Source organism: Dyadobacter sp. OTU695 (genome assembly GCF_038440355.1).
Taxonomy (GTDB): domain Bacteria; phylum Bacteroidota; class Bacteroidia; order Cytophagales; family Spirosomataceae; genus Dyadobacter.
Window position 1 is genome coordinate 253,292 of the sequence record NZ_JASATN010000008.1, and the last position, 26,188, is coordinate 279,479.

Annotated in this window: 15 protein-coding genes; 13 read left to right on the plus strand and 2 right to left on the minus strand. The window is 52.0% G+C overall.

The annotated features are described in order from the left end of the window. The first annotated feature begins 10 nt into the window (after positions 1-10). Both AAHB90_RS17055 and AAHB90_RS17060 read left to right on the plus strand, forming a co-directional pair. A complete protein-coding gene (locus tag AAHB90_RS17055; protein WP_342086416.1) occupies positions 11-484 on the plus strand; it encodes a DUF1440 domain-containing protein in 474 nt (157 codons plus the stop codon). A gap of 22 nt (positions 485-506) precedes the next feature. Continuing rightward, positions 507-2,357 (plus strand): MutS-related protein, encoded by a 1,851-nt coding sequence (locus AAHB90_RS17060; protein WP_342086417.1) that lies wholly within the window; start codon positions 507-509, stop codon positions 2,355-2,357. Between the two features lie 5 nt (positions 2,358-2,362). On the opposite strand, the gene AAHB90_RS17065 is transcribed toward AAHB90_RS17060, so the two are convergent. Beyond that, positions 2,363-3,235, minus strand: a complete 873-nt coding sequence (locus tag AAHB90_RS17065; RefSeq protein WP_342086418.1) for an NmrA family NAD(P)-binding protein — start codon at positions 3,233-3,235, stop codon at positions 2,363-2,365. A gap of 189 nt (positions 3,236-3,424) precedes the next feature. Between AAHB90_RS17065 and AAHB90_RS17070 the strand changes: the two genes are divergently transcribed. From AAHB90_RS17070 to AAHB90_RS17090, 5 genes are all read left to right on the plus strand, one after another. Next, complete coding sequence (locus AAHB90_RS17070; RefSeq protein ID WP_342086419.1) at positions 3,425-5,560, plus strand: xanthine dehydrogenase family protein molybdopterin-binding subunit; 2,136 nt, start codon at positions 3,425-3,427, stop codon at positions 5,558-5,560. Between the two features lie 11 nt (positions 5,561-5,571). Beyond that, positions 5,572-6,666, plus strand: coding sequence for a sensor histidine kinase (locus AAHB90_RS17075; RefSeq protein ID WP_342086420.1), 1,095 nt, complete (start codon positions 5,572-5,574; stop codon positions 6,664-6,666). A 391-nt stretch (positions 6,667-7,057) separates the two neighbouring features. Continuing rightward, entirely contained in the window at positions 7,058-10,216 is a 3,159-nt protein-coding gene (locus tag AAHB90_RS17080) for a TonB-dependent receptor (protein WP_342086421.1), read from the plus strand. Positions 10,217-10,291: 75 nt separating this feature from the next. Next, positions 10,292-11,641 carry an alkaline phosphatase family protein gene (locus AAHB90_RS17085; RefSeq protein ID WP_342086422.1) on the plus strand — a complete coding sequence of 450 codons (1,350 nt, stop codon included), beginning with the start codon at positions 10,292-10,294 and terminating at the stop codon, positions 11,639-11,641. 156 nt (positions 11,642-11,797) lie between these two features. Then, the gene (locus tag AAHB90_RS17090; protein ID WP_342086423.1) at positions 11,798-12,580 is read left to right on the plus strand and encodes a tryptophan-rich sensory protein; all 783 of its coding nucleotides are present in this window, start codon (positions 11,798-11,800) and stop codon (positions 12,578-12,580) included. 25 nt (positions 12,581-12,605) lie between these two features. On the opposite strand, the gene AAHB90_RS17095 is transcribed toward AAHB90_RS17090, so the two are convergent. After that, positions 12,606-14,045: a DUF4932 domain-containing protein gene (locus AAHB90_RS17095; protein WP_342086424.1), complete on the minus strand. Its 1,440-nt coding sequence runs from the start codon at positions 14,043-14,045 to the stop codon at positions 12,606-12,608. A gap of 424 nt (positions 14,046-14,469) precedes the next feature. Between AAHB90_RS17095 and AAHB90_RS17100 the strand changes: the two genes are divergently transcribed. From AAHB90_RS17100 to AAHB90_RS17125, 6 genes are all read left to right on the plus strand, one after another. Continuing rightward, entirely contained in the window at positions 14,470-14,892 is a 423-nt protein-coding gene (locus AAHB90_RS17100; RefSeq protein ID WP_342086425.1) for a hypothetical protein, read from the plus strand. Positions 14,893-15,045: 153 nt separating this feature from the next. Further along, a complete protein-coding gene (locus AAHB90_RS17105; RefSeq protein ID WP_342086426.1) occupies positions 15,046-16,131 on the plus strand; it encodes an efflux RND transporter periplasmic adaptor subunit in 1,086 nt (361 codons plus the stop codon). A 21-nt stretch (positions 16,132-16,152) separates the two neighbouring features. Next, positions 16,153-19,359 (plus strand): efflux RND transporter permease subunit, encoded by a 3,207-nt coding sequence (locus AAHB90_RS17110; protein ID WP_342086427.1) that lies wholly within the window; start codon positions 16,153-16,155, stop codon positions 19,357-19,359. Further along, positions 19,349-20,782 (plus strand): TolC family protein, encoded by a 1,434-nt coding sequence (locus tag AAHB90_RS17115; RefSeq protein WP_342086428.1) that lies wholly within the window; start codon positions 19,349-19,351, stop codon positions 20,780-20,782. The genes AAHB90_RS17110 and AAHB90_RS17115 overlap by 11 nt, the downstream gene beginning before the upstream one ends. Before the next feature lie 117 nt (positions 20,783-20,899). Continuing rightward, positions 20,900-21,736 carry a ThuA domain-containing protein gene (locus AAHB90_RS17120; protein ID WP_342086429.1) on the plus strand — a complete coding sequence of 279 codons (837 nt, stop codon included), beginning with the start codon at positions 20,900-20,902 and terminating at the stop codon, positions 21,734-21,736. A gap of 180 nt (positions 21,737-21,916) precedes the next feature. After that, positions 21,917-26,140 (plus strand): M4 family metallopeptidase, encoded by a 4,224-nt coding sequence (locus AAHB90_RS17125; protein ID WP_342086430.1) that lies wholly within the window; start codon positions 21,917-21,919, stop codon positions 26,138-26,140. Positions 26,141-26,188 lie beyond the last annotated feature (48 nt).

Genomic DNA, 26,188 nt, shown 5'->3' on the forward strand with positions numbered 1-26,188 from the left:
CACGATCATTATGAGTGTCTTGAAAATCGGCAGACCGGGCCGGAATACCATCTTATCGGCCACTTTGGTAGCAGGTGCGCTGGACATCCTGGCGGCCTTCCTGGTGTATGCGGTTATATTGGAAAAAACCAGTCCGTCGCGCATACTGATGTCGATCGCCAGCGGTATTTTCGGCAAGGCCGCCTATTCGGGCGGTACGCCGATGATCATCACCGGCCTGCTGCTGCATTTCCTGATCGCTTTTATTTTTTCAGTCTTTTATTACTTTATTTACCCCGGCTTATCCTTTCTGCATCGGCGTAAACTGCTCAGCGGCATTCTGTACGGCATTTTTATCTGGCTGGTGATGAACCTCGGCGTGCTGCCGATCGTGTTCAAAGGCATGCCCCTCCCCGATCCCGCTGCCGCATTGCTGGGCGTCGCGATTGTCATTGTCGCTGTGGGGATACCGATTGCATACATTGTGTCAACCGCGCGACGCTGACCGGGAACTGAATCCAATTTGAATGAAAGAAATATATCAGGACAAAGTCCAGGCATACAAAATCTCTGCGGCTGGTTTCTTACCTGAGCTTAATCGCCTTTCCTACGCACGGTTAGCCGTTTTTCTCGCAACCGGCATCCTGATCATGATTTTTGCCGCCAATGGCTGGGTAGTTCCCGTCGCTTGCACTGCGGTGATCGGCGCTGTGTCGTTCGTTTCGACATTACGCGGATATAACCAGATAACGGCCGACAAAAAACGCGTCGACTTTTTAATACAAATCAATGAGGCGGAACTCCTCCGGACCGGCAATAACTTGTCTGCTTTTCCATCGGGTAACGAATTCCTGCACCGCAACCACGACTATGCGGCCGATCTCGATGTATTCGGACATCACTCGTTGTTTCAATTAATGAACAGGACAACCACCGAATCCGGTGCACGGCTTCTGGCGGATTGGCTCACAGCACCTTCCGACCGGTCCACCGTCGACGGCCGCCAGGAGGCAGTGCGCGAACTGGCGCCAAACCTGGATTGGCGACAGGATTTCCAGGTCTCAGGCATGCAGTTTGAAACGACGAAAAGTGACTACCAGCTGCTTTTGAAATGGATCGAAGAGCCGGAGCAGTTCCTGTCATCAGGCAAAAGATTGCTGACTGTCAGTCTGTCGCTCGCTGCATTGTCCAGCGCCGCATTGGCTTTCTTCCTCTACCACTTCCTGTTCCATCTCCGCGATCTTTCCGGCATTCATTTGCTGCCGCTGATACTTACCTCTGTCATCAACTCGGTTTACCTGCGCAAATTCAAACAGACGGCCGAGCACATTATCCTAAGCACCCAGCAAAACATCGGCATTCTGGGCGCCTACCAATCGCTTATTGAAACAATTGGAAAACAATCATTTAATGCCAAAAAACCAAGCGAACTGCGGGCCATTCTTACCCATGCAAGCAACCCAGCAGCATATGAAATCGGGGCATTGAAAAGAATACTGGAAATTTTCCAGCAAAAAGGCACGCGCAATACTATCGGCAAGAACGCTTTCTACGGCATGATCAATAACCTGTGGCTGATCGACGTCCATCTTATCCTGAAAACAGAAGACTGGAAAGCAAGGAATCGTGACCATATCCGTCCGTGGGTCGCGGCTGTAAGTGAACTGGAAGCGCTCTGCAGCATTGCAGGGTTTACTTATTCAAATCCCCGGTATGCCTTTCCCGAAATCACTTCCGAACCTTATCTGGTTGATTTCCGGGCGGTCGGGCATCCTTTGTTAAAGCCGGAAAAACGGATCAGCAACGACTTTGCCATGAGTGGCCGCGGCGCTACCACGATGATCACCGGTTCGAACATGGCGGGCAAAAGTACATTTTTGCGGACGGTGGGCATTAACCTTGTACTCGCATTCATGGGTGCGCCCTGTTGCGCGTCCCACGCACGGGTGTCGCTCCTGCGCATATTCACAAGCATGCGCACGCAGGACAACCTTGAAGAATCCGTGTCGTCGTTTTATGCGGAGCTGCAACGGATCGAGCAGTTGCTCAGGCTTGTGGGCGAAGGTGAACCGATTTTCTTTCTACTCGACGAGATGTTTAAGGGCACCAATTCGCAGGACCGCTTTCGCGGCGGGGTATCGCTGATCCGGCAGCTTGGCGAGTTCAATGCGTTCGGTATGATTTCCACCCACGATCTTGACCTGGCCAAACTGACCAAAGACCTTGCGATCGAAAATTTCAGCTTCAACAGCGTTATCAGCAACGGCCAGATTTCGTTCGATTACCGGCTTACACCTGGTATTTGCACCGATTTCAACGCCAGCGAACTCATGAAACGAAGCGGGATACACATCTTGCCCGACATTCATCCGGCCTGAAAACCTCAAACGCGCTTTACTTCTGTTTCCAGGTATTCCCGTAATGTAGTATCGGCCTGCACGCTGACTGTTCCTTTGCCCTCTGGCCCGGATTTGCCATTGATAACCGCCTCGGTCATTTCTATGAAGTTTCGGATGCCGTCTGCGGAAAAGCCGATTGACCGCAGCGTTTGCTCCCATTGATCCCGCGGAATTTGCCGGGCCTTGATTTCTTTGTTGAATACTTCGCTGAACGCTTTCGCGACGTCGGCCGAGCTGAGTGATGCTGGGCCGCTTAGTTCGTAGATCGTCAGGTCGCGGTCGTTATGGAGCAGTACTTCGGCTGCGAACTGGCCTACGTCGCCGGGGCAGATCATCGGAATTTTCAGGCCGACCGGAAAGAACGTCGGCAGCACACCGCTTTCCTCGGCCGATTCGAGGTAGCCCAGCCAATTGCTAAAATAATAGGCCGGGCGGATAAACACGCGCGTCAGGTCAAGGCCTTCAAATGCGTGTTCCAGCATGTACGACATCAGCAGGTTACCCGTTCCCTCGCTATGTTGTGCGCCCATTGACGATAACCCAACAACCTTTCGTATGCCGCTGGCAGCCAATACCGTGTGGTAGTTAGTGAGAATATCGTTTGTATCGGCGAGCACGTTTTCCTCCTGGCCGGTTTCAGGTGTGAGCGCAAAAAGTGTTTCCCCGTCACGCATGGCCACCTTCAATGCCGGCAGGTTATGGGCGTCGGCAATTGCCGCTTCTGCTCCACGGGATTTGAGCCCTTCGGCTTTTTCTTCATTTCTTACTACTCCTTTGACCACCTCTCCGCGTTCAAGAAGCTTATCCACTGCTGCCGAACCTACCCTGCCCGACGCGCCCAGAATGATATGTGCCATAATGAAATTTGAGTTTGTAATTAATTGAAAAATTTCGGTTACATCAAAAATCGAACCAGGCCGCTGTATTACCAGAAGCGGCTGCCTCAGCTGCATTTGATCCGTTTTCAGAGACCTGTCGTCAAAACAATTTTCCCTGCGGCATCGCACCGTATTTCTTTGCGGACAGAACTTTGGGATACTCACTCTATGGATCGCCGTGAATTTATGCAAACAGCCGCGCTCTCAACGGGCGGTTTGCTGCTCTCCTTTTTCGTACCCGACAAATCCGGGCTGGCCGCAGGTGCCATGCAAGACTTTTCGCCGAACGCATTGCTGCGGATCGGCACCGATGATACCATCCGCATCATTCTCAATAAAGTCGAAATGGGGCAGGGCGTTTGGACGACGCTTGCCATGCTGATCGCCGAAGAGCTGGATTGCGCATGGAGCCACATCCGCGTAGAACACCGGGTAATCGAAGGCCAGCATCTGGCGGAAAGCATGTGGGTGCTCTCGACCGGGGGATCCGACACCATACGCTCCGAATTTGACCGCTATCGTACCACGGGCGCGACCGCCCGCACCATGCTCGTGCAGGCCGCAGCGCAGCGCCTTGGCGTTTCGCCTGACCAGTGCACCACTGCCGCAAGTTATGTGCAGGCCGGATCAGCAAGACTCAGCTACGGCTCCCTGGCCTCAGATGCTGCCAGGCTGCCCATTCCGGAAGTAAAGTTGCGCGGGCGCAGCGAATGGAAACTGATCGGCGGGCTGCCCGGCCGCTCGCCCCGCAAGCTGGACATACCGGATAAAGTGAACGGAAAAGCCCGGTATGGTATTGACGTCCGGTTCCCGGGCTTGCTCACTGCCGTCCTCGAACGCTGCCCGGAGTTTGGAGGGAAGGTCAGGTCTTTCGATGCGTCGCAAGCGCTGCATATTCCGGGCGTGCACAAGGTGGTGCAGGTGCCCGAGGGCGTGGCCGTGGTCGCGGATCATTTCTGGGCAGCCATGCAAGGCAGAAAAGTATTGCGGATCGAATGGGACCCGGCCGGGCACATTAACCCCGACACCGGGCAACAGTTTGCGCAATACCGCGAGATCGCCGCGCAACCTGGTATCGCAGGACAGTCCAAAGGAGATGTCGAAAATGCTTGGGGGAATGCCAGAGAGATCTATGAGCAGGAATTTCGCTTTCCATACCTGGCGCATTCGCCGATGGAAACGCTCAATTGCACGGTAAAACTGTCGGCCGGCAAATGCGAAATATGGACTGCGACACAATCGTCTTCCCTGCACCGGCAGGAAGTGGCCCGCGCGCTGGGCTTCCGGGACGATCAGGTGATGATCTACACACCGGCTATCGGTGGGAGTTTCGGTCGGCGCGGTTCATTCGGGAACGATTGGGTAATGGAGGCGGTGCACATTGCCCAGGCAACCGGCCAGGCGGTGAAACTGATCTGGACGCGGGAAGACGATATCCGCGGCGGCTACTACCGTCCTATGTACCTGCATCGGGTAAAGGTAGGAACGGACAGCAATGGTATGCCGATAGCATGGCGGCACGACGTGGTCGGGCAATCGCTTTTTGTAAATACAGTTTTAGAAAAAGACATTGCACCCAACGGGCTCGATTACAGCTCGCTCGATGGCGTGAACGGCTCACCTTACATTGCCCATTGTCCCGATCATTCCGTGGTGCTGCACACGACCACCAATAATATCCCCGTGCTCGCATGGCGTTCGGTAGGCAATACGCATACGGCGTTTGTCATGGAAACGGCCATAGACGAGCTGGCTTTTCGTGCCGCGACCGACGCCGTGGAATACCGCAAAAAATTGTTTACCAACTACCCAAGGCACCTCGCTGCTCTGGTAACCGCCGCAGAAAAAGCCGGTTGGGGCAGCCCGCTTCCGGCGGGACATTTCCGTGGCGTGGCCGTCCATGCCGCTATGGGCAGCGTTGTGGCGCAGGTTATTGAAATATCCTATTTAAATAAAAACCTTAAAATTCACCGCGTGGTATGCGCCATCGCCTGCGGGCTGGCGGTAAATCCCGACGGCATTGTGGCGCAGATGGAAAGTGGCATCATCTACGGTCTCACAGCCGCCCTGTTTGGTGAAATCACCATCGAAAAAGGTGCAATACAGCAGCACAATTTCCATGATTACCGAATGCTAAGGATGGAAGAAGCACCGGCCATTGAAGTACATATTATCGAAGACGACGGCAAAATGGGCGGTGCGGGAGAACCCGGCGTTGCACCGGTTGCCCCGGCATTGGCGAATGCATTCTTTGCGGCCACGGGCAAGCGCGTCAGAAATTTGCCTTTACTTTCTAATATTTAATAAATTCGGGTATGCGAACGGCTATTTCCAAACTTTACCATATACCTTTCTGGCTGGCCTACCATTATCTGTGGTGGGTGGTGGCGATGGGCAATCCGTGGAAAGCTGCGCACAGCATCCTGTTTTCACCCTATGCGGTCAAATTCGTATTTTATGTGGTACTGCAAGCGGTGGCGGTTTATTTTAATCTGTATTATCTCATCCCAAAATATCTTGAAAAGGGACGGTTGAAAGCCTATCTGGGTTATCTGAGTGTTACTTTGCTTGCCGCGGCGCTGGCCATTGTTTCAGGTTACTATGTGAGCGCATTGCTGGCCCATCAATCGGTAGAGGTGCTTTTTGGCCGGGACAGCAATTGCTTCTTCTACTTTTTCGGCGAAGCAATGCCTTCCACACTGGCCAGCACCACCCTGGCCATGAGCATTAAGCTCACTAAAAACTGGATCAGTACCGAGCGACGGAAACAGCTATTGGAGAAGGAAAAACTGGAAACCGAACTCCGCTTTTTGAAATACCAGTTCAACCCGCATTTTCTCTTTAACAGCATCAATTCCATCTTTTTTCTCATACACAAAAACCCGGACGCTGCCTCTTCATCGCTGGCGAAGTTCTCGGAGCTGCTGCGGCATCATTTGTATGAATGCAACGACGAGCTGGTTCCCCTCGACAAGGAAATTGCCTACCTGCGTAACTTCATCGCGCTGGAAAAACTCCGCCAGAACCGTAGCGTCAGCGTCATTACCGATATTTTGGAAGAACTGCCTGCCGACGCATACATTGCGCCATTCATTTTGATGACCTTTGTTGAAAATGCTTTCAAACACGTTTCAAAGGACAGCGACCGCGAAAACCGGATCGAAATCCGGCTCTATGCGCAGCCGGACACCCTGGAATTTGAAGTATCCAACACTACTTCGGCCCTGACGACCAAGCAGGCGCCGCATTACCGCGGAATAGGTCTTCGAAATGTGCAGCGGCGACTTGCGCTGATCTATCCAGGCAAGCACCAGCTGGCCATACGCGATGCCGGCGGCACATTTGAAGTCAGACTTTCGCTCATCCTCGCAGCACAGCCGGTATCCCGACCGGCACAGCTCACCCTTTAAAAGCGCTTTATTTAAATTCCCATTCCTTTAAAATACTTTCAACTTCTTTCAAATACTTAACCCAAGGGTAACCTGCCCTTAACGGACTGATAATATTGCCCGCCTACATTTGTGCCGGATTTAGCAGTCAACCTTTCCTTCTATACGATCAGGCCGCATTTTGCCTGACGACCGTTCTGAGCCGACATTGTTCCTGATGCCCTCCCGGCACCGGTGTGATCGTTCATGCCTTTTTTGAACGTGCCCTCTCAAATGGTCCGTCCTGGTATTGCCCGGGAAACTACACCGCAAATCCTACAAGTACCGATCCTGTTTCTCCGGGAATTGTGCCGGAAAGAGCACCTGAAAAGCATTTGTAAAAAATTACCAAGTAACCAAACGAACAGAAAAAATGAGGAAATTAATTACTGCATGTCTCGGAATATGCGCTTTTCTCCTGCTTTGGAGCCTCGAAACGAGGGCTCAGGCGAACGAAGCGTCCATTATCGGGAAAGTGAGCGAAGGACAGTCGGGGCCGGTTGTCGGCGCAACGGTGTTCGTCAAAAACGAATCGACCGGTTTCAGCACGGGTACGGTAACGGACGCCAACGGCGACTACATTATCAAGCAATTACCCCTTGGTTCGCCCTATTCCATCACCGTGTCGTTTATCGGTTACGGTGAGCAGAAAAAGACGGGATATTCGCTCAACCAGGGCGATCAGTTGCGCCTTAATTTCACATTGGAAGCCGCTGCCAACGAGCTGAAAGCCATTGATGTTGTAGCCAACTCGTTGAAAAACACGGTGGTCTCGTTAGGCGCCTCAACCCCGGTGACGGCACGTGATATTGCGCGGCTGCCGGTAAACGGCCGTAACTTCACCTCGCTTATCGATCTTTCGCCACTGAGCAACGGAAGCAGCCTCGGCGGTCAGCTGGCGTCATCGACCAACTACACGATCGACGGTATGACCTCGCGCGGTACGATCGCCGGCGGTGGTACCTCGGGCGCTTATTCAATTTCCATGGAAGCGATCCGCGAGTTTAAGGTGGTTACCAACGAATATGACGTGACCATGGGCCGCGCGGGCGGCGGTACGATCAGCACCGTGACCAAATCGGGTACCAACAAGCTTTCTGGCAGCGCCTTCACCTATATGCGTAACGACGCGCTTTCGAGCAAATACGACCTCCGCGGAAACAAGAGAACGCAGGAGTTTTCGACCTACCAATATGGTTTTTCTCTCGGCGGGCCGATCATCAGGAACAAAGCGCATTTCTTTGTGGCATGGGACCACCAGGCCGATACCCGCCCACTTTACATTGCCAACATCCTGAGTCCAGCCGACGAGGCCGCCAATAAGGTTACCAATGCAACCCTGGAACGTTTCGTGGGCATCGCACGCGACAAATATGGCGTGTCGAGCAATCCCCAATACGGCGCATTCGATAAAGCCAAAGGTACGGACGCACTTTTTGCCCGTATCGACTGGCAGCTGAACTCGAAAAACCTGCTCACGATCCGCAACAACATGGTGATCGAGGACGACGCCCTTTCGGAAGGTGACAACTCGAACATCAACTTCTACGAGTCGTACATCGATCGTAAAAAGTTCGACAACAGCCTCATGGCCTCGCTCCGCACCACACTTAATCCCCGCGTGACCAACGAATTGAAAGTGCAGCATTTCTATGAAGACGTTCAGGTGATCCCAAGTTCCGAGCTTCCTTCGGCGGGTATTCCGCGCGCGATCGTAGAAAACGTCGAGTCTGTTGCCGGAACAGCCAACTACCTGACCTCGATCCAGATCGGCGGCCAGCGCTTTTCCCCCGAATGGTTCAAAGGAACCGTGTTGCAGGCGGTTGATAATCTGTATTACAATACGGGAAAGATCAATTTTACGTTCGGTATCGATGTGATGTACAACTTGATGCACTCGCGTTACGGCAGCGAAATGAACGGCCGTTTCTATTTTACGGGAATGGATAATTTCAATAACCTGAAACCCTACCGTTACGCCCGTGAGATCTATCTAAATGAGGATCAGAGCAATAAGGTGAAGTCGCTAAGCACCGGTTTGTACGCGCAAATGGATACCAAACTGGGCGTAGGCCTGGACATGACGGCCGGTTTGCGACTGGATAACACCGTCTACCTCAACCGCGCGAATTTCAGTCAGGTCGTGTTCGATGAGCTGGGTATCAAAACCAACAACCGCATCAACACGCTGCAGCTGCAACCCCGCGTTCAGTTTACCTGGGACGTGAACGAGCAGAGCAAAGACGTGATCCGTTTCGGTGCCGGTGTTTTTGGATCCGCTTTGAACCCTTACTCGATGGTCAACAATATGCTGTTCGATGGTTCGAAAGTGGCTTCGGTCGAAATCCAGGGGAACCTCGTTCCTACCCCTAATTTCCCGCTGTACCGTCAGGACCCCAGTAAGGCTCCGGGTGCAGAGCTTTTCAATATTCCGGGCATCGAGCGGCTGATCACGATCAACACCAACAGTCCCGACGCCAAGGTTCCTGTCATATATAAAACCAATCTTTCGTACAACCACTTTTTCAGCGACCGTCTGCGCGTGGGTATAAGCGGCTACGCATCATGGGCGCGTCACAACTACATGTACATCGACCGCAATATGGTGGACGAGCCATTTTTCCGCATCGGAGCAGAGGCTAACCGCGGCGTATATGTGCCTTCGGAAAGCATCAACGCTACCAACGGGGCTACCAACTGGCTCAACAGCCGCCGGACCAAGCAGGTGGGCCGTGTACTCGAACTGGTCAGCGATGGCAAGAAAAACCAGTATGCCCTCGTGATCGATGGAACTTACAAATATTTCCGCGATGGACAGATCACCGCTTCCTATACCTGGAACGACGCGAAGGATAACACTTCCTACAATGGCAACGTGGCCAACACGGCTACCCTCGACCAGATGGTAATCGACGACCCGCGCGATTTGAGCCGCATGAGTTATGCAAACAACCAGTTCCGCAACAAGGTGATAGTGTACGGTACGGCGCCGAGCTTCTGGGGGATCACGCTTGGCGTCCGCTACTCGGGCATCGGCGGTACGCGTTACTCACTGGCGGTGAGCGGCAACATGAACGGCGACTTCGTTTCCTCAAACGACCTCCCTTACGTTTACGATTACAACAGCGCAGCAACTCCCGAATACATTCGTACAGGCTTAAAGGCTATTATGGATAATCCCGAAGCAGAAGAAAGCATCAAGACATTTATCCGTGAAAACACTGGTAAAATAGCCGAGCGTAACGGCGGTGTGAATGGCTTTTATGGCGTATTCGACCTACGCCTGGTTAAACGTTTTAAAATTCACAAAACGCACGGCATCGAAGCTTCCATCGACGTGTTCAACTTCGCGAACCTGCTCAATAAGGACTGGGGCGTGGGTAACAACCTGGGCAAGCAGACCCTGTACACAATCAAAAGTTTCGACAAGGTGAAAAATGAGTTTGTCTACAATGTGAACAAGGGTGCAGGGGTATCCAGCCTCAATGGCAGTCCTTACCAGATTCAGGTCGGTCTGCGCTACTCGTTCTGATTGTTTTGAATTAATAAAAAACCGGCTCCCTGCGACGGCTCGGGGAGCCGGAAACTTAACTAACGGGCGTATTCAATGAAAAAACTAATCCTACTCTTAACCCTTTCCACCTTTACGCTCAAAAGCCTTCGCGCGCAGGACTCGCACGTGATCGTGATCAGCGTCGACGGCCTGAGGCCCGAGTTTTACAAAGACCCCACCTGGTCGATGGTGAACCTCCGGCAGGGAATGGAGACCGGCGCTTATGCCGACGGCGTAACCGGCGTTTTCCCGACCGTTACCTACCCTTCGCACACGACCATGATCACAGGCGTGAAACCAATCAAGCACGGGGTTTATTACAATACTCCTCCCGAACCGCTGGAAGTGACGGGCAAATGGCTCTGGGATTACAAGACCATTAAGGTACCTACCATTTTCAGCGCGGCGAAGGAAAAAGGGCTGACGACGGCCTCTGTATTCTGGCCGGTGTCGCTCGGCGGGCCTGCCGATTACAACATCCCCGAATACTGGTATTTGCCGGAGACAAAAGGCGGCAAGCGTAATATGACCAAGGCACTCAGCGAAAACGCAAACCCGAAAGGATTTTACGAAGAGATCCAGCAGAATGCCACCGGTAAGCTGGAAGAGATCGATTTCGACGGCGAATACCTCAGCATCGACGACAACCTCTCGCGTACGAGCGCCTACATTATCCGCAAGTACAAGCCTTCCTTCCTGGCCGTGCATTTGGTAGCGGTGGACCACTTCGAGCACGAGCAAGGCCGTGATGGTGACAAAGTGCGCGCCGCATTAACGAGCGTCGACCGGGGCATCAAAGCCATTCTCGAAGCGATCGACAAGGCGGGTATCAAGGACAAGACGACGGTAATCGTCACCGGCGACCATGGATTTGTGGATATTCATTCGTCGCTTTCGCCCAATGTGCTCCTGGCGCAGGCGGGACTCTACGACCCTAAAAATCCATCTTCCTGGAAAGCCTATTTCCATGCATCGGGCGGGTCTTCATTTCTGCATTTAAAAGATAAAAACAATACCCAGACGCTTGAAAAAGTGAAAGCGGCGCTTTCCAAACTGCCTGCGGCCCAGAAGGCGATGTTCGAGGTGAAAGACCGAGCGGCGCTGGATGCGGTGGGCTCCGACCCGAATACGGTGCTGGCCCTGGCCCCAAAACAAGGGTTTACGATCGGTAATGCCGCTACGGGCGACTTTGTGCGCGCTGCCAGCGGCGGTACCCACGGTTTTTTCCCAGATTTCAAGGAGATCCAGACGGGTTTTGTGGCATTCGGCCGTGGCATCAAAAAAGGCGCCGTGATCCCCGAAATGGGCTTGCAGGACATTGCCCCGCTGATCGCGAAGCTGCTCCATATTGATTTCCCAACAGCGGAAGGCTCCGTGTACCCGGGAATCCTGACCAAAGAATAGCATTTAGGTTTGTAAGATAGATAAGAATCAAATCGGAAAGGGCGTCGCTGTTGTGCGGCGTCCTTTTTTGTTTGGCGGGAGGCATAATTTTTGTTGTTTAGTCCGAATGGCGCGAGGGTTCCCTTCGTGCCATAATATCAAACAATTAGAACATCTATGAAAAAGACATTGCAAGTCGCCAATATCATCGCATTGATCGTCACAGTGGTGATCAATTACCTCTCCAACACAGGTGTTTTCAACAACAGTACGATGGCCAGCGTTTCGGCACGGTACCAAAACTACTTCACACCATCGGGCTATGCATTTTCGATCTGGGGCCTGATCTACCTTTTACTCGCGGCATTCGCTATATACCAGGCACGGGGCATTTCCGGCAAGCGCGAGGTTCCGGCCGTTGTGGAGAAGATCGGCTGGCTGTTTGTCGTCTCCTGCGCCGCCAATTCGGCCTGGGTATTGGCCTGGCTCTATGACTTCACGGGCCTTTCAGTGCTTATTATGATCATACTGCTCTCCTCGCTATGGATGATCATCGTGCGAACCCGCATGGAAATGGATTTGATACCCATTAAAAAAATAGCCCTGACATGGTGGCCATTCGCCATTTACCTGGGCTGGATCTCCGTGGCGCTCATTGCCAATGTAGCGGCATACTGCACTAAAATCGGCTGGGGCGGTTTTGGCCTCTCACCCGTCGCCTGGACGGTGATCATGATCTGCGTCGCGGGACTTGTATACGTGGGCCTCACCTGGAAACGTAATTTGCGGGAATCGTCGATGGTGGGCGTATGGGCTTTGGTAGCTGTTGCCGTTGCCAACTGGGGCACTACCCCGGCGGTTGTAAATGCGGCGCTGATTGTTTCGGCTATCATTTTCATAAGCAGCGGTATTCACGCATATCGGAATCGCGGGAGACATTATCTGGGAGAAGCGCGATAATGGCGCGAAGGTTTCCTTTGTGCTGCTATTGCTTCGAAAAAGCCCGGCACCAATCGATTACTTTTGGGTACAGCTCTGATACCGTCTTGTCGGGGCTTTCTTTCTTCATCTTCATCAAAGTCGCATTGAATTCCCGGAATTTCACAAATCCTCTGCGATTGACCATCATCTCCTCCCGCCGCGCGATCAGAAAATCCGCAGTTGGCCTGTCGAATGTGTCGAGCACGTAGAGCGAAAACAGCGCGTGGGTCATGTACTCGTTGAATACCAACTGTGGTTTGGGATAAAAGTCCGCTTCTCTGCCCGGTGACCAAAACGGTCTGTTGGAAAAAAGACTATCTATCTGCGCTTCAAAATCCCCCGATCTCGGGTTCACATAATTGTGGTCAATTTCCGTAAAAACGATGCCTGCCAGCGAACCGCGGCGCTGTTGATCGTTCCATTCCGGATGCCCATCGCCAGGCCCGCTGACAAACAGGAGCCGTTCCTGAAAATATTTACCGTCGTCGCCAAATCCCCCGAAACGTTGGGTACTATGGGTCGAATGAATAATGGGCGAAAAAATCAGTCTCAGACAATCAATTTTAGGCTTGACAAATTCCCTTTCGAGCCATTTTTGCATCCCGGAAAGGTCGCTCCATTCTGTTTGCTGCGCAATCAGCTGTCGGTAGTAAGGCAAATGCTTTTGGTAGAAGTCCCTGAATTTGGACCTTCTGGCAAAATCTGCTACGAGCTCAATACGGTTTCGGAATGCGTTGGCGTAGGTTGAATCGTCCGACCCGTATACCAAAAAGTAACGCGAGGGCGTAAGCTTGTCGCCGCTAAACTCATAACAGATGCTATTTTCTCTGAACTCGTAATAATTGGTCATGTACCGCGCTTCCGGCACATCAAGCACCTTGAATACCGGGTGGCCGAGGTAGGGCTTGAAATAAGCAGCAACTTCATCGTGATACTGTCCGGTACCCACCATATTCCCCGCCTTCTGCCCGGCAGGCGAAAGCATCAGCAGAATATTGGCCAGTTCGAAGGTCTCCGGGATCTCCACGAAGGTGCGTCCGCTATTTTTCCGGATGTATTCAGGTGAAAAATAGGCCCTTACATTGTTAAAGCGCAGCCGTAAAGTATACTTCCGCCCGGCCAGTAACAGTGGAAAATGGTGCCTTTCCTCAAACGGAAAATTGTCATTGCGGATTTGCATGGAATCACTATCAATATACGCCGTCACGGTTTTGCCCGGAGCTCCGTCCGAACCGAGGTCGAGGGTGTCATATTCACTTCCCGACAAAACCATCGGCATCTTCATGTGGCTGAACCGGACTTTGACAGAAACAGCGGCACTTTTCAGCGTGTCCTCATGATAAAACGTCTTTGGCTGTCCGAAGGTCGACTGTCCGAAGGTCGGCTGCCCGAACGTCAATGCCGTCACGACCGCAAACAATAAGTAAAAGTCCCTAAACACCATATCGTAAAATATTTGAAGTTTCAGATACTGCTTTCGCGCGGCTGACGCGAAGCTATGCTTCGTGGCGAATTATTCTCAGGCAATGCAAAGCTCACGCTTTGTACCATCCTCCCTAAATGTAACCAATAATATAATAATTAAAAGAATATTTTATCCTAAACATGCTCCCGTTTGTGCCGTAGGATCGCGTGCAATGCCCATTTGGAGATTTTAATCCCTTTTTAACATCCTTTTAACATGGTGTTAAGGATGAAGTGCGGTTTTTGTATGCGTATAAGAGGCACACACCTACGAAAAGAACAATTTTACAAACCGCGCCGAAGACAAACAGCGCCTAAACGCATGCTCATTTTCAAAGACTTGAAATATTGAGACCAATTAAGGTCTTCAAATTATACAAAAGACTCAATAGCGACCCGTTAAGATGATCAAAGAATTGCTGAAATATCTTCTGCCCCTGTGCATTCTCCTGGTGGACGGATACAGCAACATGTATGCGGGCTCACAGGAACGTCAGGCTTGCCTGGCTCCCATTCACGTTCTTGCACAATCGGAACATCCAAATTTCGTACAGGCCTTCGATGATAATGCCCCAGCATTCCGCCTGCCCGATGCCGCCCGGAAGTTTGAGCAGTTCGTCAGGACGATCTCCGAGGAAAAAGAAGAAGATTCCAGCGAGTCGCATTCTGTTAAAAAAACACCACGCGCAGGCGGCCCATTTGCTGCCCCATTTGCTTCGCGCCAGTCCTTTCCCTTTTGCTACATCCCCAAAACCCGGCCCTTACCGCGGTTTAACCTATTCTATTCCTCTCACCGATATCTGAGGCTCTGCGTTCTCAGGATTTGATCCCGCTCAACGGCAGGCTATGCTACGGCCTGCTAATCCGGTCATCGTGACGCCAATCCCCGGTAGCTCACGATTGCCCGTCCCGTGCCACCAGGCACACCCATACGAACAGAAACTATCAAAAATTCCATTTTGCTAACTCCAAAAATCATCATGAAAAGAATTCTCATGCTCGTGAGCTTGGGTGCATTGTTGTATCAGACAGGCTGTACATCAAAACACGAAGAAGAAAAAGAAAAAGAGGTTAACTATTTAGTAACAAGCCCCTTACAAAAAGACACCACCATCATAAAAGAGTACGTGAGCCAGATCAGGGCGATCAGCCATATCGAGCTCCGTGCGTTGGAGAGAGGTTATTTGCAAAAAATATATGTGGATGAAGGCCAGGCGGTGAAAAAAGGGCAACTGATGTTCCAGATCATGCCAATGGTGTACCAGGCCGAGCAACAAAAAGCGCAAGCAGAAGCAAATTTCGCCGAAATCGAATACAAAAACACCAAGGCGCTGGCCGACAGCAATGTGGTTTCCAAAAACGAACTCGCATTGGCCAAAGCCAAACTGGACAAAGCCAAGGCGGAACTGGGACTTGCTTCAACACACCTTGGGTTCACAGAGATCCGCGCGCCGTTCAATGGTATTATGGACCATTTCCAGGTGCGGTTGGGAAGCCTTGTGGACGAGGGCGACTTGCTTACGACGCTTTCCGATAACAGCGAGATGTGGGTTTACTTCAACGTTCCCGAAGCGGAATACCTTGATTACAAATCAGGTGAAGACGGAGGGAACCTTCTGAAAGTAAGACTCAAAATGGCCAACGAGAAGCTCTTCGATTACACGGGGGCGGTGAAAACCATCGAGGCGGATTTTAATAACGAAACAGGTAACATCGCATTCCGGGCCACATTCCCGAACCCCAAAGGCTTGCTTCGTCACGGCGAAACCGGCAACGTACAGGTAAGCGTGCCACTGAAAAACGCCATGCTGATCCCACAGAAAGCGACTTTCGAAGTTTTGGAAAAGAAATATTGCTACGTGCTCGACAAGGACAACAAGGTCCAGTCACGCGAGATCACGATCGCCGCAGAGCTGCCGCACATTTTCGCGGTTTCACACGGACTTCAAAAAGACGACAAGATATTGCTGGAAGGTTTGCGTCAGGTACACGAAAACCAGAAGATCAGCTACAAATTCCAGAAGCCCGATTCGGTTATTTCTCACCTCAGCCTGTACGCGGAATAATCAGGTCCGAAAGCAAAAGATATGTTTAATCAATTCATACGACGACCTGTATTCGCGATTGTGATATCGGTCATGATAGTCTTCGTAGGTATACTGGCTATCAAAAAACTGCCCATCTCGCAGTTCCCGGACATTGCTCCTACCACTGTTAACATTTTCATCGCATACCCTGGGTCCAGTGCCGACGTGTTGGTAAAATCCACGCTTATTACGCTGGAACAGGCCATTAACGGTGTTCAGGATATGCGCTACATCGCTACCGACGCCACCAGTGCCGGTGAAGCGACGCTCAGGATCATCTTCGAGCCCGGTACCGACCCGAACGACGCGGTAATCAGGGTAAAAACAAGGGTTGACCAGGTGATGCCGCTCCTTCCCGAGCTCGTTCAGCGCGAAGGGGTAATTATCACGCCTATTCAGCCGAGTATGTTGATGTACGTCAACCTGTACTCGAAATCGAAAACCATTGACGAGAAATTCCTCTTCAACTATGCTACCGTTAAAATGATCCCAGAAATCCAGCGGACCAAAGGGGTAGCACGGGCGCAGATCCTGGGTAGCCGCCGGTACGCGATGCGTGTGTGGCTCAACCCCGACCGTATGCGTGCGTACAACATTTCGGTAGAAGAAGTAATGAAAGCGCTGGGAGAGCAAAGTATCATCGGTCGTCCCGGCCGGATCGGTCAAAGCTCGGGTATCGCCGCGCAGTCCCTCGAATACGTATTGACCTACAAAGGCCGTTACAGCGAACCGAAAGAATACGAGGACATCATCATCCGTGCCAATGCCCAGGGTGAAAGCATCCATTTGAAGGACATTGCCAAAGTGGAACTGGGAAGTGAGTTCTTCGATATTTATTCCAACCTGGACGGTAAGGCCTCGGCGGCGATCGTATTGCGCCAGAACTATGGCAGTAATGCAAGTGACGTAATTAAAGAGGTAAAATCGAAGCTGGATGTTATGAAAGCCTCCTTTCCTCCCGGCATGGATTACAAGATCAGTTATGACGTTTCGACATTCCTGGACGCTTCCATCGAGCAGGTAATCCACACTCTGCGCGATGCATTTATCCTCGTGGCCATCGTGGTGTTCATCTTCCTCGGCGACTGGCGTTCGACATTGATCCCGATCCTTGCGGTACCGGTCTCATTGGTGGGTGCATTCTTCGTAATTCAGGCATTCGGCCTTTCGATTAACCTCATCACCCTTTTTGCGCTTGTATTGGCGATCGGTATTGTGGTCGATGATGCAATTGTGGTGGTAGAAGCGGTCCATGCCAAGATGGAAGAAGAGCCGCATTTATCACCATTTAACGCTGTTAGAAAAGTTCTTGGCGAAATTTCAGGTGCGATTATCGCGATCACCGCTGTAATGGTGTCGGTGTTCCTGCCTATTTCGTTCATGTCAGGGCCCGTCGGTACCTTCTACCGCCAGTTCTCGATCACAATGGCCAGCTCGATCGTCATCTCGGCGCTTATCGCGTTGACGCTTACGCCGGTACTGTGTGCGATCATGCTGAAAAACCATCACGGTCACGAGCGCAAGAAAAACCCGCTTACCCGTGCGCTCGACAGCTTTAACCGCGGATTCGATAAGATGACCGGTGGGTATGTCCGCCTGCTGAGGCTGATCGTTAACAGGCGCGTGGTAACATTCGCAATTCTGGCCGCATTCTGCGCAGGCATCTGGTACGAAAATTCGGTGGTACCGGCAGGTTTTATCCCTAATGAAGACCAGAGTACCATTTACGCGATCATCCAGACACCTCCGGGGTCTACTTTGGAAAAAACCAACGAAGTATCCCGCCGCTTGCAGAAAATCTGCGAGGAGGTTAAAGGAATTGAATCCGTATCGTCACTGGCAGGTTACGAGATCATGACGGAAGGTCGTGGTTCCAATGCAGGTACGTGTTTGATCAACCTGAAACCTTGGCACGAGCGCGAACAGAATGTGAAGGAGATCATGGAGGAGCTTGAACATGCTTCGAAAGGCCTTGGCGCGACAGTCGAATTCTTCGAGCCGCCTGCGATCCCCGGTTTCGGTACTTCCGGCGGTTTCTCGATGCGTTTGCTCGATAAGAACACTGATACCGACTACCACGAGTTCGACAAGATCAACAAGGAGTTCATGGAAAACCTGGGCAAGCGCAAGGAGTTGACCGGTTTGTTCACCTTCTTTGCCGCGAACTATCCGCAATACGAGCTGGAAATCGATAACAAGCTGGCCATGCAGAAAGGCGTGTCGATCGGAAAAGCGATGGATAACCTCAACATCATGATCGGTAGTACTTACGAGCAGGGCTTTATCAAGTTCAACCAGTTCTTCAAAGTGTATGTGCAGTCCGATCCACAGTACAGAAGGCTTCCGACGGATCTTTTGAAACTGTTTGTGAAAAACGATGCCGGCGAAATGGTGCCCTACTCGTCGTTCATGAAACTAAAAAAGGGTCAGGGACCTAACGAGATCACGCGTTTCAACCTGTATAACTCGGCGGCGATCCAGGGACTTCCTGCCAAAGGATACACCACTGCCGAAGCCATCCAGGCTATCCGCGAAGTGGCGGCCAAAACGCTGCCAAAAGGCTACGATATCGCATTTGAGGGTCTTTCCTATGACGAATCGATCCGCGGTAACGAATCCCTGGTGGTATTCATGATCGTGTTGGCATTCGTATACCTGGTACTTGCAGCCCAATATGAAAGCTTCATTATTCCATTGGCGGTTGTGACATCCCTTCCGGTGGGGGTATTCGGTTCATTCCTGGTACTAAACCTGATGGGCCTGGAAAACAACATCTACGCGCAGATCGGTCTGATCATGCTGGTCGGTTTGTTGGGTAAAAACGCGGTATTGATTGTGGAATTCGCCGTTCAGAAACGGCAGGAAGGCGCCACGATCCTTGAAGCGGCCATTGAAGGTGCGAAAGTACGTTTCCGCCCGATTCTGATGACGTCCTTCGCATTCGTGGCGGGTCTGATCCCGCTGATCATCGCCACCGGCGCAGGCGCGATCGGTAACCGTACCATCGGTGCTTCGGCATTGGGCGGGATGCTGTTTGGTACCATTTTCGGGGTTATCATCATCCCCGGGTTGTATTACATATTTGCCAAAATGGCTGACGGCAGACAGCTGATCAAGAATGAGGACGACAGCCCGCTGTCCGAAGGATTCGTGCATGCCATTGATGCTTTCCCACATTCAGAAGAAAACGACGAACATGCGAAATAAAAGAATATTGAACTGGGCCGGCATCGCGTTTATCGGGCTGACCTACTCGGCCTGTAACATCCCGACGCTGCCCCAGAAAACAGAGAACAAAGTGGTACCTGTGAGCTACAATGGCTCACAGGACTCCACCAACACCGGAAAGGTAAGCTGGAAATCGTTTTTCACAGATCCTAACCTGAATGCGCTGATCGACACCGCATTTAAGAACAACCAGGAGCTGAACATTACGATGCAGGAAATCGCCATTTCGCAAAACGAGATCGGCGCCCGCAAAGGGGAATACCTGCCGTTCATTGGATTACGCGGCGGCGCCGGTGTTGAAAAGGCAGCACGCTACACCAATATCGGTGCCAGCGAAGCCACTACCGACATCAAACCGGGCAGAGAAACCCCCGACCCGCTTCCAGACGTGAACATCGCGGCGGTGGCCCGCTGGGAAGTCGATATTTGGCATAAGCTGCGCAATGCGAAAAAAGCGGCGGCAACAAGGTATTTGTCGTCTATTGAAGGCAAGAACTTTATGATGACCAACCTGGCGGCTGAAATCGCCAACTCCTATTACGAACTGCTCGCATTGGACACGCAGCTGGCCATTATCCGCCAGAATATCGACATCCAGAATAATGCGTTGAAGATCGTAAGAATGGAGAAAGAAGCGACCCGTGTAACAGAACTGGCCGTACGCCGGTTTGAAGCGCAGGTACTGAAAACGCAAAACCTGCAATACGGTATCCAGCAACAGATCATCGAGACTGAAAACCGGATCAACTTCCTGGTGGGACGTTACCCGCAGCCGGTGCAGCGCACCAGTCAGGGCTTCGAAAACCTTGTTCCAAACATTGTGCAGTCCGGTATCCCTTCGCAATTATTGTCAAACCGCCCGGATATCAAACAGGCGGAGCTTGACCTGGAAGCTGCGAAAATCGATGTAAGTGTAGCCAGGGCTAACTTCTATCCTTCATTGGGATTGTCGGCCAGCCTGGGGCTTCAGGCGTTCAGCCCGATCTACCTCGCCCGTGTACCCGAGTCGATTATGGGATCGCTGATCGGAGACATGGCCGGACCGCTCATCAACCGCTACGCGATCCGCGCAGGTTATGCCAACGCGAATGCGCGGCAGATCCAGGCGATCTACAACTACGAACGTACCGTTTTGAATGCCTACATCGAAGTGGTGAACCAGCTTTCCAATATCAGTAACCTGGAAAAGAGCTACGACCTGAAAACGAAAGAAGTGGAAGCACTGAACCAGTCGACGACGATTTCGAACCGGTTGTTCGCTTCGGCCCGCGCCGACTATATGGAAGTATTGCTGACCCAGCGTGACGCGCTGGAGTCAAAATTCGAACTGATCGAGACCAAAATGAAGCAGATGAATGCCATGGTGAATATCTACCGGGCATTAGGAGGCGGCTGGAATTGACAGATTAACTTAGGATGTGTTTTTTTTGTAAAGATTCTCCCGGCTTTCGGGGGAATCTTTATTTTTTTGCAGGTAATACGTTCACATCCACATATCGACTGGTATCGTCACCAAGAAATGAAACGGGGACTGGTTTTCAAAATATTATCCTTGACTGTGCTTCTCGTCGCAGGTGCTGCCGGGTACGCCTTGCATAGCATGCGCTGGCTGCCGTGGCAGAAACCGGCTTTTGATACAGCCATTCCGGCTAATTGTTTGGCGACCGGGCCGAATGCCATATTGGTATTCTCTAAAACGAATGGTTATCGCCACGCATCCATCGAAGCGGGTGTGAAAGCGATTAAGGAAGCAGCCCAAAAACGCGGCTGGGAAGTGATAGCAACAGAGAATGGGGCCTATTTTGACGGACCTTGCCTGAAATCCTACCACGCCGTCGTATTCCTGTCCCCTACCGGCGATTTCCTCACCGACGCTCAGCAACGCGCATTTGAAAAATACATCGAAAATGGCGGGGGCTACGCAGGCATTCACTCCGCCGCCGACTGCGAGTACGACTGGAAATGGTACGGGACGCTGCTCGGTACACGTTTTCGGAACCATACTTTTTTACCCTACCCCACCCCCAAAGCTCAAATCGTAACCGAACCGGGCTCTCACCCCGCTGGCATAGGCCTGCCAGCACGCTGGACGAAAAAGGACGAATGGTACAATTTTCACGAAAACGTCCGGGGAAAACCGGGTTTTCAGGTACTATTGACCGTCGATGAAAGCACCTACCCCGCTTTCTGGCCCAAAGCCATGGGCGACGACCATCCTATTTCCTGGTCACGACCGGTTGGCAAAGGCAGAATGTTTTATACCGCCATCGGGCACAACGCATCCACATATAGTGATTCCACCTCGATGAAACATATCATGGGCGGGATCGCCTGGGCTGCTGGCTTTTTCTATTAAAACCACGATTTACGGTAATTTTTTGCTGCTCGCCGATCTCCAACACACGCGTTGCTACGTCATCTGGACTCCTTTAAGTAAAATGAGTAGCAAACGTCAGACAATCATGAAGATATATAATTATTTCGATTAAAAATTTGACTAAATTAGACCCAGTCACCTCACCATTTTTCGAACTTCATGAAACACTTTTTACCGATTATTCTCCTGCTATTTTTGTGCGCTCATCTCTCCTTTGCTCAGACCCCCACGAAAGGAGCAATTGACGCATTTGCTGCCAGCACCGGCGCGCTTCCTACGATTGATCCCGCTACCGGATCACTAAGTTTCCTCCGCTTTCCCGCCCAAAGGGCGCTACAAATTAACGGTGGTGACGCTCAGCAGAAATCGATTAACTTCGTTTCACAGTACAAAACCCTATTTGCGCTTCGGCCCGGTGAAGATGAGTTTCGTCTCAGGGAACAAAAAACAGACAATTATGGCTTGCAAAACATCACGTTGCAGCAAACGTATAAAGGCGTGCCGGTATACGACGGTCTGATGAAGTTCCACTATAACAATGCGCAAGCGCTCACCGCCCTTAACGGCAACTTTATTTCCGAAATCAAAGTCAACGTAGTGCCTACCCTGGCCCAGCACGAGGCGGAATCCATCGCGAGCGGGCTCGTGAAAGGGCAGCAACTGGGTAAATCGTCAGTTCCTGTGAAGGTCAATAAAAGCACGCTCTACATTTTCCAGAAAGGGCTCGCCCAGGGCTACAATGGAGCGAAACTCCTTGTCTATGAAGTGGAAGTACGTAACGACGCGGATGTGCGCGAATTTCTGTATATCGACGCACACAATGGCCAGCTCGTTGAGCAGTTCACGGGTATGCATCAAATTAATAGGGAGCTTTATGAAACTTCTGCTACAGCCCCTAATCTGAAGTGGAAAGAAGGTGACGCTTTTCCCGGCACGCTCGACCAATGGCAGCAGTCGGAAGTGGAAAGTTCGGGCTTCATTTACAATCTGATCAAAAACGCATTCGGCTACACTTCCTACAACGACGCGGATGCGACCATGATTACGATCAATAACAACCCCAGTATCAACTGCCCGAATGCCAACTGGAACGGCATAAGCGCCAACTATTGTACCGGAACCGCCACCGACGACGTGGTGGCGCACGAATGGGGGCATGCCTACACCGAATACACCAGCGGGCTTATTTACCAGTGGCAACCCGGAGCACTGAACGAGGCCTATTCCGACATCTGGGGCGAAACCGTAGACCAGCTCGACGGCTATATGGATGCCGGCGAATCCAACGCCAACCGGACCGGATGTGCAAGTTCAGATCGGTGGCAAATGGGCGAGAAAGCCACCGCTTTCGGCGGGGCACTCCGCGACATGTGGGACCCGACTTGCAAAGGGGACGCCGGTAAAGTAACCGACCCCCAATACTGGTGTGCCAACTCCGACCAAGGCGGGGTACATAGCAACAGCGGGGTGATCAACCACGCCTACGCATTGCTGGTTGACGGAGGCACTTACAACGGCCAGACAATCACCGGCATCGGACTCACCAAAGCTGCCCACATTTTCTGGCGGGCGCAATCGGCATACATGACTGCCACAACCGATTTTGCGGCGCAGGCAGATATCCTGGAAGCTTCCGCAACCGACCTGATCGGCGTCAACTTGCTAGGCTTATCGACAGGTGTTTCCGCTCCCGGTGCTTCCGGCCAGATCATTTCTGCCAGCGATGTTGCCGAGCTTGTTAAGGTAATCGCTGCCGTTGAGCTGCGTGTCGAGACCAATTGCGGGTTCACCGCCACGCTAAAACCCGCTCCTGCCCTATGCGAGGGTGCGAGTGCAGGCCTCGCCATTTTTTACGAAGGTTTTGAGTCAGGCCTCGGCGGATTTACCACGTCTTTCGAAACAGCGTCGGCAGGCTGGTTTAGCCGCCAGTGGCAGCAGGTAGCATCGCCCGGCGGACGTCCCGGTCATGCTGCATTCGGGATCAACTACCAGGGCGGCGCTTGCACCTCGGGTACCTCCCAGGCAGGCATTATCCGCATAGAAAGCCCTGTCATTACGATCCCCGCCGGAACACCCGGCAATCTGAATATGGCATTTGACCATTATATCGCCATTGAAGATACCTGGGACGGCGGTAACATCAAATTCAGGATTAATGGCGGTGCGTGGACTCTCGTGCCCGCTGCGGCATTTACAGCCAATGGCTACAACAATTTACTGAACGCCTCGGCCGCGGGTAACACCAATCCGATGCAGGGCCAGCCTGCCTTCACGGGAACAGACCCGGGATCGGTAACGGGATCGTGGGGCCAGAGCCAGATCGACCTTAGTAGTATCGCCATTGGCCTGGTCGCCGGCAACACCATCCAATTCCGCTTCGAACTCGGCACGGATATTTGTGGCGGTATCGAAGGGTGGTATGTAGATGACATCCGTGTGTATTCCTGCGCGGTTACGCCAGCGGTTCACTTTGCGGCGGCTGGTGCTACCATGAACGAGGGGGAAGCAACTACCGTGGATCCGGCGGGCTGTCTTAAATACATCGATAAAGTGGTTACCGTTGGGATAGACAAAGCTCCGACCCAGCCGGTAACCGTTACATTCAATACCCCAACCGGCACCGCCAAGCAGGGGCCTACCGCCGACTATATCATTTCGCCGGCATTCGTCACGCTCGACGCGGGTTCAATGACCAAAACTGTTACCGTCCGCATTTTCAACGACGCATATGTGGAGGGGCCCGAAACGATCAACCTCAGCTATGCACTGAATGCCAATGGTGGAAATGGCTATGCGGCAGGCACTCTGCAGAATTTCGAGCTGACGATCAATGACGACGATCTGGCGCCGGGCAATTACACCGACGAACTGCTGAGTTCCAATTTTAATAACGGCGCGCAAGGCTGGAACCCGATCAATGGGGGCAACTCGTTCCATACGTGGGCAGTATCACAATTCAGCAACGCGGGGTTCGAAGACCTGTCGCCGTTCTTCTTTATGAACAGCGCCATCAATAATGCCTACATTCTTGACGAGATCCTGGAAACTCCTGCCATTAATACTTCCGGAAGGAAAAACATGGTGCTCACCTTCAGGCAGGTTTGGGAAAGACAAATCGGTAGCGATGCGGAAGTTGGAACTGTCGAAGTATGGAGCGGCACAGCGTGGCAGCCCCTGCTGACGCAAAATGAAGCAACCGGCAATATCGGAAGTCTTTTAGGCTACACATCCGTGGTTAAAGTCCTGAACATCCCGGATTCCTATGCGAATGTCAATATGAAATTCAGGTTCCGTTACACTTCCCGCTCGGAAATATGGTGGGCGATCGACGATGTGAAATTGACGGCCACAAATTCCACCCAGATCCTGACGACGGTCAATACCGGCAACGCAGCCCGGGAATACCTTGGCCCGAATGAAACAGCGGTGTTCTATGACCCGACGACTGGTAACCTCCTAGCTAAAATCAAGAACCTTAGTTCGCATGATTATGGCTGTACCACAGTGGAAGTCGACCGTGGTGGTGCGAACGGGTTACCATGGCTGGGAAGTTACCAGGTATCGAACAAGACCTTCAAGGTAACGCCTACCAACAATAACCCAGCCGGACAGTACGAAATCACGCTTTATTACAGAGGGTCCGAATTAACCACCTTTACGCCGGCCAACATCCAGTCGGTGGGGAAAAGCCCGGGCAGTATCGCAACAAGTGACGCCGCGACGACCTCCATTGTTGCAGTGGCGTCAGCACCCGCATTCGCTGGCGACTATTCATTTACAGCAACTTTCAGCACCGGATTCTCAGGGTTCGGTCTGTCCGATGCGCCTCCGGGGACTGCATTGCCTGTAACGCTGGTGAATTTTGAAGGGAAAAACACATCCGAAGGCAATGTGTTGCAATGGATTACCAGCTCGGAGAGCAACAACGATTATTTTGTGATCGAGGAAAGTACCAATGGCAAGAACTTCGTTGAAACAGGACGGGTAAAAGGTGTTGGCAATGCTTCTTTGGAAAACCATTACGACTTCACGGATATGGATTTCAACAAAGGTATCACCTACTATCGCCTCAAACAGGTGGATTTTGATGGTACATATGCGTACAGCCGCATTATCCCGATCGATGCGCCTTCGGCCGGGAACATCCGCTTCTACCCTAACCCGGTGCAATCGGCGCTCAACATCGAGCTGCCCAACCTGCAAAGTAGCTGGGTAAATGCGCGGGTTATAAATGCTTCTGGCCAGGAGGTGATCGTCAGGGAGAAAGCCGCTGTTCAGAATGGCAAGCTGAATATCTACCTTGGTAAACTGCCGGCGGGCATCTACCAGGTACTGATCAGGAATGATAAAGTCAACTACCGGTTGTCGGTATTCAAACCGTGATGGATTAAAGCAAACAAAAAATGGGCTGCATGTTTGTGCGGCCCATTT